We start from the raw sequence: 16,420 nt of genomic DNA, 5'->3' as shown, positions 1-16,420 counted from the left end.
TGTGATTCTCCTAGACCTTTACATCGTCGGAAAATGATGCGTAGAAACGAAAAAAGTCGCTTTTCTATATAGAAAAGCGACTTTTTTGTTCTGTGCTCCCACCTGGGCTCGAACCAGGGACCAAAAGATTATGAGTCCTTTCGTCGGTACCTCATTACCTGATGCAAAAACGTTGTTTCTAGCTTGCAGAAGCAATTTATTGAATATTTTTCACTTATCAAAATTTGGGGCTGTTACACTATCGTTACATATTTTGTTATGAAAATGATAATTTAAATAAGATTTGATCTTAAAATAGCTTCATTTTTGAAAGGTCGAGAAAGGAAATTTTAAACTGATTAGTTATTGAAAATATCGTAAGTTTTATTCCTCAAATATGTATTTGCTACTTCTTGAAATTTATTTAGATATCCAGTTAGAATTCGAATCGAATGTTGTAATGAAACTAAATTTTCTATTTCCTTGACTACTGGATAGGGGGATAGCAAAAATAGATACCGGAGAGAATTATACTAAAAAATGGTGCTAATATTTTTAAAGGTACAAGAGTATCCCCGGAGGATACTCTAACTCCATTCTAGCAAATACAGCAATAAAAGCAGCGCTCTGCCCAACTTCTGCTTGCTCTATTGTACTATTATAGGTTTACAGTACGAACTAAGTTAAAAACCAATTTTGTTGCGGGTAAATTAAATTGATACGCTAAGATTAATTCTTGTCCTAGCCAATGGGATAACCGTCTAGGTTAAATTATTTTTCCGGACGTCTTAATTGCCTTTTATCACTAATTAAAGTTAGTAACTCCAAGCCTCACCTCTTATATATTTAATCCTAAAGGAGTAAAAAAAATGAATGTTAATTTTGTCGATTTTGATTTTTTATCTAGAATATTTTTCCTAGCTTTATGGAAGGTTGTTGAAACTTAATTTTAATAACATATTTGATTTGTAATCATTGTAAATCGTAACCTATATGTGATTTACTGTAGCGACAGCTGTATTCTCTTAAACTTAAGTAAATTATATTTTTTTGTCTATGGGTAGAATTATTCCCGGCTGGTATTTGCTGTATACCCGCCCCAATTATGAATTAAAGGTGAAAAATCAATTAGAAGAAATTAATATCTCCTCATTTTGTCCTTTATATAAACAACAAAAGAAGTGGAGTGACCGTATAAAGATTATTAATTCCCCATTATTTCCATCGTATATCTTTATTTATTTAAATAATGTGCAAGATTATTATAACAGCTTAAAAATCAAAGGTTCAGTTTGTTTTGTGAAGTTGGGACAACAGATTTGTAGAGTTGCAGATAATGTTCTTACCAACTTGAAAACAATTTGTGCAAAGCAAGATAACATTTATATAACCTCACAGCAGTTTAAAATGGGGCAAATGGTTAAAATTAAATATGGAGCCTTTATCGGAATGGAATGTGAAATCATAAAATTTGAAAATAAAGAAAGCCTCCTTGTGCGTGTAGAATTATTGAATAGGAACGTACTAGTAAAACTTTCAAATGAATATCTCATGTCATCATGATTTTTGTAACAATTTTTGAAAATGATTATTTAACTATTTTAGAATTCTTTCAATATAAAAAGCAATGTATTTCGACACCGACTTTAAGAAATCAATTGAAGAGCACAGTAGACTAGCGTCATTTATTAAGGATCATATGGAAAACGAAATAAAGCTTATTGCTGGAGTGATAAAGAGCCAACTATTTGGTAATGGCAAAATATTATTAATTGGGAACGGAGGTAGTGCTGCTGACGCGCAACATATTGCAGCAGAATTCATCGGTAGGTTCAAGGAAGAAAAAAGTCCTTTACCGGCAATTGCATTAACAACAGACTCTTCAATTATAAGCGCTATAGGAAATGATTATGGTTTTGAGAATATTTTTGCAAAGCAAGTTGAAGCTCTAGGTAATCTTGGTGATATATTAATCGCTATTTCAACTAGTGGAAATAGTCCCAATATAATTAAAGCTGTAAATATCGCCAGGCAGAGGGGGCTAATTTCTATTTGTTTGACTGGAAAGAATGGTGGAATACTTAAAGAGATTAGTGACTATTCATTGGTAATCCCTAGCAATGATACTGCTAGAATTCAAGAGATGCATATTTTGCTGGGGCATATTTTTTGTGAATATATTGATAGTGTCTTAGTATGAAAGAGAAAATTAAAAACTTACTTGATTCTAAGATTTTTAGTCTTGAGGAAATGTCTGCTGTTGTGGCCAAATGGAAAAAACAACGTAAGAAAATCGTCTTCACAAATGGCTGCTTTGATATTTTGCATTATGGGCATCTATCTTATTTGATTGAAGGTTCGAGGTTGGGTGATAAACTAATTCTAGGTTTAAACTCTGATGCATCTATTAACAAAATCAAAGGAATAACTAGACCTATTATCAAGCTAGAACATCGGGCAAGAATGCTGTCTGCTTTTCCATTTATTAATGCGGTAGTTCCATTTGACGATGAAACTCCTATTTCACTGATAAGATTATTGAGACCAGATATTTTATTTAAAGGTGCAGACTATGCAATCGATGATGTTGTTGGAGGAGAGATCGTTAGATCTTACGGAGGAGAAGTAAAACTATTGCAATTTGTAGATGGGGCATCAACTAGCGAAATTGTAGATAAGATAAGAAATGAATGCCAATCGCAAAAGTAAAGCACTTTTTCTAGACAGGGATGGAGTAATAAATATTGATAAAGGATATGTTCATAAAATAAAAGACTTCGAATTCATTGATGGCATTTTTGAGTTGTGCGAATTCTTTTATAAGCGTAGATACAAAATTGTAATCATTACCAACCAGTCAGGTATCGAAAGAGAATATTTTGGAATTGAAGATTTTCTTATGTTAACATCGTGGATGATAGATCAATTTCAAGAACGCAGTATAACAATCAGCGAGGTCTACTTTTGCCCATATCTGAATAGTAATATGAGAAAACCAAAGCCCGGAATGATTTTAAAGGCGGCTAAGGAACTTAATATCGACTTGAAAAATAGTGTGTTAATCGGTGATAAGATCACTGACATAACAGCCGGCGAGAATGCTGGGGTGGGCAAATCTTTCTTAATCGAAACAAATAAACCAATAGATCTAAATAACATAAGTTCTCTAATTCATGAATAATTTGTGTGATTAACTAAATTAGCATTATGAACGCCATTTAGTTGAGTTAACCTCCACGCAAATTGTTATGTAGTTTTTTGCAATGGTAAATGTTTTCTATTCCAGATTAGACCCCTCAGTGAGTATCGAATGGGAAAAAGATCATTACAATCTCCTTCCTCAAAGTATGCAACACAGAGCAGAAAAGTATAATAATAAGCATGATCGGGATTTATCTATTATAGGAAAGCTTCTGGTTCTCGAATCGTTTAAGAGCTTTAATATTGACTACTCACTGAATGATGTGAAAATCGATCAATTTAAAAGGCCATTTATTAATCTCGATTTTGATTTTAATATTTCACATTCTAAAGGAATTGTGGTATGTGTTGCAAGCAATAATGCACGAGTTGGAATTGATGTGGAAATAATTGAAGATATGGATATTTCGTGTTTTATTGATTTTTTCAATAAAAATGACTGGACGAAGATCTCTTTGGACAGATCCCTGGGTTTATTTTATAAATCCTGGACAACCTTAGAAGCAATATTAAAAGCACATGGTCAAGGTTTCCTCGGACCTAAATATGTATTCGGAAGTTCTATTTTTCAGCATATTATTTCCTATTTAAATAGAAATTGGAAAATCCATGAGATTACTTTGGATCCATCTTATTGTTGCCACATCGCAATTGATCAATTGGAAGAAAATCAAATCTGTCTGCACGAAGTAAAGTTTTAAATTTAATATACATTAATGATATGGAATTGTCACCTATCCAAGAGTCCATTTTAATTTCTCAACAAATTCATACACTTAGCTCACTATTTAATGTTGGTGGGTATGCAGAAATAAAAAGGGAAGTAAATATAGAACAACTTCGTCGGGCAATTATCCAGGTAATTGATAGAATTGATGTATTGGATCTTATTCAGGACAAATGCTTGGATTTTAATCTGAAATCTAAGTTTGTAATTGAGATATTGGACCAATCTAGAAGCAATAATGCGCATAAGCTTAAAGACTGGTTGCGGGATGAAATGATACGGCCTATACAAGCCGACCAAACTCTCATAGATGTAAAGTTAATTGTTAACGGTACCTCAACTATTTGGTATGTCAAAACCCATCACCTTATTTTTGACGGTTTTTCCATGTCACTTTTTTTTAGAAATGTTCTCAATTTTTATAATAAGCGCCTTTCCAACGTTGATGAGATCGAGATAATAATTCCATCCTTTAAAGACACGCTTAAATCGTTTGATCTATATAAAAGTAGCGAACAATATATTGCGGACCGTAATTTTTGGAAGGAGAGAAACGACTACGCCTCCAATGAGAAAATATTTCCAGCTCTTTATAGAAACAATGATTTAAGTGCGATGTCCGCTAAAAGAATTGAATATAGCATTGACAGTAATCTTGTTAATGATGTAGCTCAGTTTTGTGAGAATTTGAACATTTCGCCTTACAATTATTTTTTAGGTGTATTCTTCGTTACGGCAAAAGTTTATGGAAATTCTTTTGTTAATGTTGGGTTGCCTATATCCAATAGATATGGTGCAAAAGAGAAGCAGGTCTTTGGCCCGATGGTTAATATCTTACCATTGCAATTCGAACTGGATCTACAACTTTCTTTTTCGAACTTCCTACTGAATCTTAAAAAAGAACTTCTTACGATCTATCGACATAAACGATATCCGTTAAAAGATATGCTTGTTGATAAAGATGAAAAAGGGAACCTGTTTAATACCTTCTTTAGTTACCAGACAAATAAGTATGAAGTTGATTTTGAAATGGACGGTTGGAATATTAATTATTTGCATAATGGTCAACAAGAGGAAGAATTTGCATTCCACCTATTGGACTTGGGAAGGGAAAATGAGCTTAAGCTGCTTGTTGATTACAAAGATAAAATGTTTGATCGCGATAGTGTCATTATTTTAATAGAGAATTATATCAAAATGATCTCAACATGCTGTACGAGCTGGTCATCCTCTATTGAAAATATTATATCCCAATATACTGAGGTTGTGTTATTACCTCAACAAGAATCTTTTTATACCGAAAATTTAGCTGCTATCGACAATGAACCATTAATCCAGGTGTTAGATGGGCAATTACAGAAATTTTTGGATGCGAAAGTTTTTTTCCAAGATAGGAGCTGTACATTTGACGAAATTAGCGTTCTATCTAATCAATTTGCGAACTTCCTGACAGGTCAGATTGGTTTCTCAGCAAATAGTAACCATCATATTGGCGTTTCTATTCAACGAACCGACTGGATTGTTATAGCAATTCTGGGTATATTACGTACGGGCGCAACATATGTTCCCATTGACCCCAGCTTTCCCCAGGACCGCGTGAATTATATTTTGGCCGATTGCGATTGCAGCTTGTTAATTACCGATGATCTGTTAGCAGATTTCATTACTAATATCGACACCTATTCTAAAAGCTACAGTTGCAACTATAGCAATGTTAATAACATTGCGTATATCATATATACCTCCGGATCTACTGGAGCTCCTAAAGGAGTACAAATAGGACAGTCAAGCGTTGTCTCCTTCTTAGCCTGGTGTAAACAGGAATTTAATAATTCAAATTTCGACGTTATTTTTTCTACGACTTCAATTAATTTTGATCTATCAGTATTTGAATTGTTTTGCCCGCTTATTCTTGGTAAGGATTTAAGAATAATTGATACACCACTATTAACTTCTATTTACCTGGATAGACATTTGAATATCTTACTTAATACTGTTCCTAGTTTAGTCGGTTCATTTATTGATAATGGTTTTGATTTTAATAATATATCTGTCCTGAATATTGCCGGTGAACCGATTCCGAAGGGTATTTTGGATCAGTTGGATTTAAAAAGAATTGAAGTTAGAAATTTATATGGGCCGACTGAAGATACTACTTATAGTACCTGTTATAGGATTCATGATCCGTCCCAATGTTATATTGGACGGCCAATAGATAATACCCAGGTTTATATTTTAGGATCAAATGCTTCTGTCCAACCTATAGGCGCTATTGGTGAAATATGCTTGGGAGGAGCAGGACTCGCTGTTGGATATTTGAATTTACCAAATTTAACGAACGAACGGTTTATTTCCAATCCGTATTGCGAAGGGCAGCTTATGTATCGAACAGGAGACCTCGGGCGTTGGATGGTCGATGGTAATATAGATTATCTTGGAAGAATTGACGAACAATTGAAAATACGGGGTTATAGGATTGAACCTGGTGAAGTTGAGACAGTCCTTATGCAATACGATGGTATTACTTCAGCTGTCGTAATTCCCAGAGAAAGTACCCCTGGAGATATAAATTTAGCTGCATGCCTGGTTACATCTTCAGATATTAATTTAGACGCTCTTAGGGATTATCTATATCAATATCTGCCTCAATATATGGTGCCAACACATTATATGTATATTGATTCTGTTCCACTTACACCCAATGGAAAAGTTGATCGGAAGGCCCTGTTGTCTATGACTCATTCTGATATTCATTCAGATATGCCTACTATTCCACCAGAAGGGCAGCTAGAGTCTTTATTAGCATCGGCTTGGGCTGATATTTTGAATATTGATATTGCTTTGATTGGCCGAAATTCTAATTTTTTCGATCTTGGAGGGCATAGCCTACGCGCGGTAAGACTAAGTCTAGAAATTTCTAAGAAAATGCTGAAAAGGTTCGATCTGCGGGATGTATTTGCGTGCCCTATCCTACATGAGATGGCCTATGCAATAGAAATTAGTCAACCGGCTGTTCAGGATAGTATTCCTGTGATTAATGAAAATAATAATGGATTTGAGGTATCATTTGGTCAAAGACGCCTCTGGGCCATCAGTCAATTTAATCAAGCTAGCGCAGCCTATAATTTATCTGCGGCATATAACTTTGAAGGAATACTTGATTGGTCTGCTATCGAAGTGGCATTAGAAAAACTTGTCGAAAAAAATGATGTACTGAGGACTTTATTTAAGTTGAATTCAGCAGGCGAGCTGAGGCAATATATTCTTCAACCCAATGAAGTAAAGCTTGACATTCGAAAATATAACGTTGAAAATGAATTAAATGATCTTGATCAGCATATTAGCGCATTTTTTCGGGAGACGTTTAACCTCGAGCAAGCGGGGCTTTTCCGAATCGGGCTTTTTAGAATTGACGCTAGAAATGTGAAGTTTTGTTTTTCGATCCATCACATTATATGTGACGGATGGTCAATGAAAATATTATTGAATGACCTAATAAGTTTTTACAATGAGCATAAGGGATATATATATTCGGCGCGTATTCTGGAGAAAATTCAATATAAGGACTATGCCGCTTGGCATAACAATTTGATTCGTTCTGAAAAAGGTAACTTTCTCAAAGCTTTTTGGATGGAAGAACTTGAAGGGATTCAATCTTCAACGGAGATCTTAGGAGATCTGACAAGACCAAAGATAAAGACTTATAACGGTAGAACTTATAAAAAGGAATTTCTAGTTCCCCGAATTCAAACATTTCAAGAGTTCCTTAATAAAAATAGTTCGTCATTATTTATGGGGCTTTTAGCTTTGGTAAAAGTATTGATATTTAAGTACTCCGGTAAAAGTGATTTAGTGATCGGTACACCGGTCATTGGGCGCACCAACGCAAACCTGCAAGGACTGATAGGGCTTTGCGCAAATACGACCACTATAAGGTCATTTCTGGACCCGGAAAAGACATTTGTCGAATTTCTTAACGATGTAAAACATAAAGTGTTAAATGTTTATGATTATCAGGAATATCCATTTGACCTTTTATTGGACGATCTAAAAGTAGAAAGGGATGTTAGTAGGCATCCGATTTTTGATATCCAAGTAATTCTAGAAGATAAAATCAACGCGAATGATTTTGTGGAACTTAGGAATATTGTGGTTACTGAATACGAACACGAAATAATCGAAACTAGTCGATTTGATTTGGTGTTTAACTTCGAAAAAGTAAATGATAACTTGGCGTTATCCCTGAATTATAATAGTGATATTTATTCTGAACACTTTATAGGAAGATTGGTTTGCCATTTATCTAATTTATTAGATCAGATTCTAATACAGCCAGGTGTTCACTTGGGGAAATTGAATGTGGTTAATGATCAAGAATCTCGGGAAATAATTTGGGGATTTAACCCTGTACCTGAACAGGGTTTGCCTAAAATGTCTTTATTGGAAATAATTAAGAGCTATGCAATAGCCTCTCCAACCAGTATCGCGGTTTCTTGCCAAGGAGAAGATCTGTCTTACTCGCAATTATTGTCCAAAGTTGATGCTTTGGCGAACTTTCTGTCAGAAACTATTTCTTTTCAAGATAAAATTGCAGTCGTTCTAGATCGTTCCGAGTTTAGCATAATATCTTTCTTAGCGATACAATCAGTCGGTGCTATATATGTTCCAATTGATCCTCAATTGCCTAAAGACCGTATTGAATTTATTTTAAAAGATATTGATACCAAATTAATTATTACACATTCTAACTATTTATTTGATTTAGCTTTCTTTAATGGGAGTCTGATAGCCCTGGATATTCAACTTGAAGTATTCGATTCGGTACTGGAAAGTAAGGTAGAAACTCAACCTAGCGATATTTCTTATATTATTTATACTTCTGGTTCCACCGGAGTATCCAAAGGCGTGTTAGTCGAACATAGAGGAATCAGAAATACGATTGTAAACCAGATAAATTCTTTCACTATTGCTGAGAAAAAAAGACACTTACAGTTTGCTTCGCATTCTTTTGATGCCTCAATTTCTGAAATTTTGATGTGTTTGTGTACGGGAGGTGAACTCTATATTATTGACGAATTATCGAAATCTGATCCTTTTTTACTGAGCCAATATTTGAATAGTAATCAGATACAGATTGCTACTTTTCCACCTACAATTATAACAATGCTCAATTATAAACTCTTGGGCGATTTAGAAATTGTTATTTCTGCAGGGGAGGCTTTTAGATTCTATTCGGACGCCAGTAAAACTAAAATTAAATTCTTTAACGCATATGGCCCGACAGAAGCGAGTATTTGTTCCACAGTTTATGCTGTTTCTGATTTTTCCGGTCGTGTTCCTATCGGCCGTCCTATCGGTAACACGCAGGTTTATATCTTGGGGCCGGGTGACTGTGTGCAGCCTATCGGGGCCGTTGGTGAGATCTGCCTCGGAGGGGCCGGTCTTGCACGCGGCTATCTGAACCTTGAAGAGCTGACAACGTCCCGTTTTGTGGCCAACCCGCACGTGGAAGGTGCGCTGATGTACCGGACGGGTGACCTGGGGCGGTGGCTTTCGGATGGTAACGTGGATTTTCTGGGCCGTATGGACGAACAGCTAAAGATCCGGGGCTACCGTGTTGAGCCCGGTGAAATAGAGTCTGTCCTGATGGGCTTCGATGGTGTCAGTGCTGCCGTTGTTCTGGCACGGGAGAACGAATCCGGGGATAAGGATCTGTGCGCCTATGTTGTCTGTTCTGCGGACATCGATCTGGATGATGTGCGGAGCTATCTTTCGGGCCGCCTTCCAAGTTACATGGTTCCGGTTCAGTATATGCGTATCGAATCGGTTCCGCTGACTTCCAACGGTAAGGTCGACCGGCGTTTGCTGCTTTCCATGGGCGGTGATGATCTCCGGTCCGGGAGAACGGTCGTTCCCCCGGAAGGTGACACGGAGGTTCGGCTTGCCTCGATCTGGAGCGATGTGCTCGGCTGCGCTGTTTCTGTCATCGGCCGTGATTCTGATTTTTTTGAACTTGGGGGGCACAGCCTCCGCGCGGTGCGTCTCAGTACGGAGATCTTCCGACAGCTGGGGCGGAAGTTTGACCTGCGCGATATTTTTGCAGATCCCGTTCTCTGTGATATGGCCGTTGCTATAGCCAATAGCAGCGGTGTTGTTTTGGAGGGTATCCCCGGAGTTTCGGACAGTGCTTCGGGTTATGTTCTGTCCTCGTCCCAGCGCCGGCTGTGGGTGCTGAGCCAGTTTTCGGGTGTGGGGACAGCCTATCATGTTCCGGGGACCTTTGTTCTGGAGGGAGATGTCTGCGTTTCCGCTTTGGGACGTAGCTTCGCGCGTGTCCTGCGCCGTCACGAGATCCTCCGGACGGTTTTCCGGGACAGTGCCGACGGTGTTCGGCAGCATGTGCTGGGTGCCGATGAGGTCGGTTTTGTTCTTGGTGAGGAAGACCTGCGTGGTGAAGGCGGGGGCGAGAGCGAGGCACTTTTGCGTGCATCGGCACTGCAGGGGGAGGCGTTCGACCTATCGGCGGGCCCCCTTCTCCGGGGCCGTCTATACCGTGTGGGTGATAGCCGGTGGATCTTTGGGTTTGTGATGCACCACATCATCAGTGACGGCTGGTCTATGGGCATTCTGGTGCGGGAGCTGCTGGCATATTACCGTTCGGAGCAAGATGGAACAGAAGCCGATCTTGTGGACCTGCGTATCCAGTACCGAGACTATGCGAGCTGGCAGCAGTCCAGCCTTGGAGCGTCTGCGCTGTCACAGGCACGTTCATACTGGCACGGCATTTTCGGGGGCGGTGTGCCTGTGCTGGAGCTGGCGACGGACTATCCCCGTCCTGCTGTAAAGAGCTACCGTGGGGGCAGTGTCCGCGGTCATCTGGGTGGCGATGTTCTTTCGGGGCTTCGCAGGCTTGTTCAGTCGGAGGGTTCGACCCTTTTCATGGGCGTTCTGTCTGCGGTCCAGGTGCTGCTGCACCGTTACACGGGGCAGGATGATATCACCGTTGGGAGTCCGCTGGCAGGGCGGGACCATGCTGACCTTGCAGGTCAGCTGGGGTTCTATGTGAACACGGTTGCCCTGCGTGGGCGTGTTTCCGGTGATATGGACTTTTTGTCCGTTTTGGGTGAGGCACGCCGTGTGACGCTTGAAGCACAGGAACATCAGGGCTATCCCTTTGATTCGCTGGTGGAGGAACTTGATCTTGAGCGTGACATGAGCCGGAGTGCACTTTTTGATGTCATGGTGGTGCTGCAGAACAATGATGGTGTCGACCTGACGGATGCGGCTTCGGGCACTGGCCTTGGGATCAGCGCAGTAGATACAGCTGAGGGCGGTGCGAGCAAGTTTGACCTGATCTTTATCGGCACGGAAACGGCGGTTGGTCTTGATCTAGAGATCGAATATAACAGTGACCTATATGAGCATTCGAGTATAGAACGTATGCTGGGGCACCTGGTGGGTCTGCTAAGTTCGGCAGTGGAGTCTCCCGGGACGCCTGTTGGCCGGCTGTCCTATTTAGGGACCGATGAGCTGCTGTACCTGCAGAGCGGGCTGGGCCATCGTGATATAGGTTATCCAGTAGAGGATACGCTGGTTTCGCTCTTTGCGGAGCAGGTGGGTCTTTCTCCCTCTTCCATCGCCTTGGTCTTTGGTGATATTCAGCTGAGCTATGCTGCGCTGGATGAGGAGTCCAACCGCCTTGGTCATTACCTTTTGGAAGAGTATGGTGTGGTCCGGGGAGAGCATGTTGGTCTGTGCCTGGAGCGTAGCGAGTGGCAGGTGATCAGCATGCTCGCTGTTCTGAAGTGTGGCTGTGCGTATGTTCCGATCGATCCATTGTATCCCTCGGAGCGGATCAGCTATATGAAGCGGGATAGTTCGATGCGGGTTCTGCTTGATCCTAGGGTGCTGGATAATTACCTTTCGGCCCGGGAACAGTATTCGATTTTCCCTGTTGATATTGATGTGCAGGCTGGGGATCTTGCTTATATCATCTATACTTCCGGTTCTACGGGCGAGCCCAAGGGTTCGCTGGTCGAGCACCGGAATGTTGTCCGTCTACTGAAGACGGATGCCCCGCTCTTCGATTTTGGGCCATCGGACGTTTGGACGATGTTCCATTCCTACAGTTTTGATTTTTCGGTATGGGAAATATATGGGGCCCTTCTGTTCGGGGGGCGCGTTGTTGTGGTTCCTTTGGCGGTGGCGCAGGACCCGGAAGAGTTTTCCGGTCTTTTGCTCTCTGAGGGAGTTACGGTGCTTAACCAGACGCCTTCTGCGTTTGTAGGGTTGTCTTCACGGCTTGTGGAACAGAGTGTTACGGCCCTTCCGTTGCGCTATGTTATCTTTGGGGGGGAGGCGCTCAAGCCAGGTATGCTGCGGGACTGGTATGAGCAGTATCCCGGTGTTTCGCTGGTGAATATGTACGGGATCACCGAGACGACGGTGCATGTTACCTATAAGGAGATCGGTGCCCAGGAGATTGTCTCGGGAGTTAGCAATATCGGCCGTCCGATCCCAACGTTGGGCTGTTATGTGCTTGATGCCTCTGGGGAGTTTGTTCCTGCCGGAGTTCCGGGTGAGCTGTATGTAGGGGGCGCCGGGGTCTGCCGGGGTTACCTGAACCGTCCAGAACTGGATTCCCAGCGATTTTTGCGGGACTTTATTGTTTCGGGCGAGCGTGTTTATCGTACGGGTGACCGTGTGCGGCTGTTGGCGAGCGGAGACCTGGAGTACCTGGGCCGGCTGGACCATCAGGTCAAGGTACGTGGCCACCGGGTTGAACTGGGAGAGATCGAAAGCCTGCTGTCCGGCCATGCTGGTATTTCGGGATCGGTGGTACAGGCGACCGACCTTTCTGGCGACGGTATCCTGGAACTGGTGGCCTATGTTGTTGGCGATATGGTGAGCGGCAGTGATCTGCGGAACTACCTTTCCGGTCGTCTTCCGGGCTATATGGTTCCGGGGTACTATGTGTTTCTGGAGCGTCTTCCGCTGAATTCGAACGGTAAGGTCGACCGGAGCCTGCTTCCCGTTCCCGACGGACGGAGCGCAGCATCGGGGGATGTATATGAAGCTCCGGGCAGTGACACGGAGATTCGGCTTGCCTCGATCTGGAGCGAGGTGCTCGGTGTTGAACAGGTCGGTGTGCTTGACAATTTCTTTGAGCTGGGCGGGCATAGCCTGAAAGCTGTCAAGTTGAGTTCGTTAATACAAGATGAGTTTGGCGTCCATATCGCTTTAAAAGATATTTTTGCAGATCCCGTTCTCTGTGATATGGCCGTTGCTATAGCCAATAGCAGCGGTGTTGTTTTGGAGGGTATCCCCGGAGTTTCGGACAGTGCTTCGGGTTATGTTCTGTCCTCGTCCCAGCGCCGGCTGTGGGTGCTGAGCCAGTTTTCGGGTGTGGGGACAGCCTATCATGTTCCGGGGACCTTTGTTCTGGAGGGAGATGTCTGCGTTTCCGCTTTGGGGCGTAGCTTCGCGCGAGTCCTGCGCCGTCACGAGATCCTCCGGACGGTTTTCCGGGACAGTGCCGACGGTGTTCGGCAGCATGTGCTGGGTGCCGATGAGGTCGGTTTTGTTCTTGGTGAGGAAGACCTGCGTGGTGAAGGCGGGGGCGAGAGCGAGGCACTTTTGCGTGCATCGGCACTGCAGGGGGAAGCGTTCGACCTATCGGCGGGCCCCCTTCTCCGGGGCCGTCTATACCGTGTGGGCGAGAGCCGGTGGATCTTTGGCTTTGTGATGCACCACATCATCAGTGACGGCTGGTCTATGGGCATTCTGGTGCGGGAGCTGCTGGCATATTACCGTTCGGAGCAAGATGGAACAGAAGCCGATCTTGTGGACCTGCGTATCCAGTACCGAGACTATGCGAGCTGGCAGCAGTCCAGCCTTGGAGCGTCAGCGCTATCGCAGGCACGTTCATACTGGCATGGCATTTTCGGGGGCGGTGTGCCTGTGCTGGAGCTGGCGACGGATTATCCCCGTCCTGCTGTAAAGAGCTACCGTGGGGGCAGTGTCCGCGGGCATCTGGGTGGCGATGTGCTTTCGGGGCTTCGCAGGCTTGTTCAGTCGGCGGGTTCGACCCTTTTCATGGGCGTTCTGTCTGCGGTCCAGGTGCTGCTGCACCGTTACACGGGGCAGGATGATATCACCGTTGGGAGTCCGCTGGCAGGGCGGGACCATGCTGACCTTGCAGGTCAGCTGGGGTTCTATGTGAACACGGTTGCCCTGCGTGGGCGTGTTTCCGGTGATATGGACTTTTTGTCCGTCCTGGGTGAGGCACGCCGTGTGACGCTTGAAGCACAGGAACATCAGGGCTATCCCTTTGATTCGCTGGTGGAGGAACTTGATCTTGAGCGTGACATGAGCCGGAGTGCACTTTTTGATGTCATGGTGGTGCTGCAGAACAATGATGGTGTCGACCTGACGGATGCGGCTTCGGGCACTGGCCTTGGGATCAGCGCAGTAGATACAGCTGAGGGCGGTGCGAGCAAGTTTGACCTGATCTTTATCGGCACGGAAACGGCGGTTGGTCTTGATCTAGAGATCGAATATAACAGTGACCTATATGAGCATTCGAGTATAGAACGTATGCTGGGGCACCTGGTGGGTCTGCTAAGTTCGGCAGTGGAGTCTCCCGGGACGCCTGTTGGCCGGCTGTCCTATTTAGGGACCGATGAGCTGCTGTACCTGCAGAGCGGGCTGGGCCATCGTGATATAGGTTATCCAGTAGAGGATACGCTGGTTTCGCTCTTTGCGGAGCAGGTGGGTCTTTCTCCCTCTTCCATCGCCTTGGTCTTTGGTGATATTCAGCTGAGCTATGCTGCGCTGGATGAGGAGTCCAACCGCCTTGGTCATTACCTTTTGGAAGAGTATGGTGTGGTCCGGGGAGAGCATGTTGGTCTGTGCCTGGAGCGTAGCGAGTGGCAGGTGATCAGCATGCTCGCTGTTCTGAAGTGTGGCTGTGCGTATGTTCCGATCGATCCATTGTATCCCTCGGAGCGGATCAGCTATATGAAGCGGGATAGTTCGATGCGGGTTCTGCTTGATCCTAGGGTGCTGGATAATTACCTTTCGGCCCGGGAACAGTATTCGATTTTCCCTGTTGATATTGATGTGCAGGCTGGGGATCTTGCTTATATCATCTATACTTCCGGTTCTACGGGCGAGCCCAAGGGTTCGCTGGTCGAGCACCGGAATGTTGTCCGTCTACTGAAGACGGATGCCCCGCTCTTCGATTTTGGGCCATCGGACGTTTGGACGATGTTCCATTCCTACAGTTTTGATTTTTCGGTATGGGAAATATATGGGGCCCTTCTGTTCGGGGGGCGCGTTGTTGTGGTTCCTTTGGCGGTGGCGCAGGACCCGGAAGAGTTTTCCGGTCTTTTGCTCTCTGAGGGAGTTACGGTGCTTAACCAGACGCCTTCTGCGTTTGTAGGGTTGTCTTCACGGCTTGTGGAACAGAGTGTTACGGCCCTTCCGTTGCGCTATGTTATCTTTGGGGGGGAGGCGCTCAAGCCAGGTATGCTGCGGGACTGGTATGAGCAGTATCCCGGTGTTTCGCTGGTGAATATGTACGGGATCACCGAGACGACGGTGCATGTTACCTATAAGGAGATCGGTGCCCAGGAGATTGTCTCGGGAGTTAGCAATATCGGCCGTCCGATCCCAACGTTGGGCTGTTATGTGCTTGATGCCTCTGGGGAGTTTGTTCCTGCCGGAGTTCCGGGTGAGCTGTATGTAGGGGGCGCCGGGGTCTGCCGGGGTTACCTGAACCGTCCAGAACTGGATTCCCAGCGATTTTTGCGGGACTTTATTGTTTCGGGCGAGCGTGTCTATCGTACGGGTGACCGTGTCCGGCTGTTGGCGAGCGGAGACCTGGAGTACCTGGGCCGGCTGGACCATCAGGTCAAGGTACGTGGCCACCGGGTTGAACTGGGAGAGATCGAAAGCCTGCTGTCCGGCCATGCTGGTATTTCGGGATCGGTGGTACAGGCGACCGACCTTTCTGGCGACGGTATCCTGGAACTGGTGGCCTATGTTGTTGGCGATATGGTGAGCGGCAGTGATCTGCGGAACTACCTTTCGGGCCGTCTTCCGGGCTATATGGTTCCGGGGTACTATGTGTTTCTGGAGCATCTTCCGCTGAATTCGAACGGTAAGGTCGACCGGAGTCTGCTTCCCGTTCCCGACGGACGGAGCGCAGCATCGGGGGTTGTATATGAAGCTCCGGGCAGTGAAACGGAGGTTCGCCTTGCCTCGATCTGGAGCGATGTGCTCGGTGTTGAACAGGTCGGTGTGCTCGATAATTTCTTTGAGCTGGGCGGCCATAGCCTGAAAGCTGTAAAGGTCATTCAACATATAAAACGTGAAATGAAGATAACACTAAATCTCGCAGACTTCTTTCATGAGCCTACTATTAAGAAAATTGGAAATTATATTGATTTTATAACGAAACAGAAAAAGCAATCTGAGATAAAAGAAGTGTCTAAAAGCATTAAAATATAA

6 protein-coding genes are annotated in these 16,420 nt (G+C 43.9%); all 6 read left to right on the top strand.

All coding sequences use genetic code 11. From position 1 onward, the window contains the following. The first annotated feature begins 1,035 nt into the window (after positions 1 to 1,035). The 6 genes from CBM24_RS21765 to CBM24_RS21740 all read left to right on the top strand — a co-directional run bounded on the left by CBM24_RS21765 (position 1,036) and on the right by CBM24_RS21740 (position 16,420). Positions 1,036 to 1,542 carry a UpxY family transcription antiterminator gene (locus tag CBM24_RS21765; protein ID WP_088162717.1) on the top strand — a complete coding sequence of 169 codons (507 nt, stop codon included), beginning with the start codon at positions 1,036 to 1,038 and terminating at the stop codon, positions 1,540 to 1,542. Positions 1,543 to 1,606: 64 nt separating this feature from the next. Continuing rightward, entirely contained in the window at positions 1,607 to 2,179 is a 573-nt protein-coding gene (locus CBM24_RS21760) for a D-sedoheptulose 7-phosphate isomerase (protein ID WP_088162716.1), read from the top strand. Then, positions 2,176 to 2,688 carry a D-glycero-beta-D-manno-heptose 1-phosphate adenylyltransferase gene (gene rfaE2 / locus CBM24_RS21755; protein WP_088162715.1) on the top strand — a complete coding sequence of 171 codons (513 nt, stop codon included), beginning with the start codon at positions 2,176 to 2,178 and terminating at the stop codon, positions 2,686 to 2,688. Before CBM24_RS21760 ends, rfaE2 begins: the two co-directional genes overlap by 4 nt. Then, on the top strand, positions 2,666 to 3,160 hold the full coding sequence (locus CBM24_RS21750) for a D-glycero-alpha-D-manno-heptose-1,7-bisphosphate 7-phosphatase (RefSeq protein WP_088162714.1): 495 nt from the start codon (positions 2,666 to 2,668) through the stop codon (positions 3,158 to 3,160). The genes rfaE2 and CBM24_RS21750 overlap by 23 nt, the downstream gene beginning before the upstream one ends. An 82-nt stretch (positions 3,161 to 3,242) precedes the next feature. Then, complete coding sequence (locus CBM24_RS21745) at positions 3,243 to 3,881, top strand: 4'-phosphopantetheinyl transferase family protein (RefSeq protein ID WP_088162713.1); 639 nt, start codon at positions 3,243 to 3,245, stop codon at positions 3,879 to 3,881. Between the two features lie 20 nt (positions 3,882 to 3,901). Then, positions 3,902 to 16,420 (top strand): non-ribosomal peptide synthetase, encoded by a 12,519-nt coding sequence (locus CBM24_RS21740; protein ID WP_088162712.1) that lies wholly within the window; start codon positions 3,902 to 3,904, stop codon positions 16,418 to 16,420.

The sequence above is a fragment of the Sphingobacterium sp. G1-14 genome, assembly GCF_002196555.1.
GTDB lineage: Bacteria > Bacteroidota > Bacteroidia > Sphingobacteriales > Sphingobacteriaceae > Sphingobacterium > Sphingobacterium siyangense.
The sequence above is the reverse complement of the archived record's forward strand: the minus strand, read 5'-3'. Positions and strand labels throughout refer to the sequence as shown.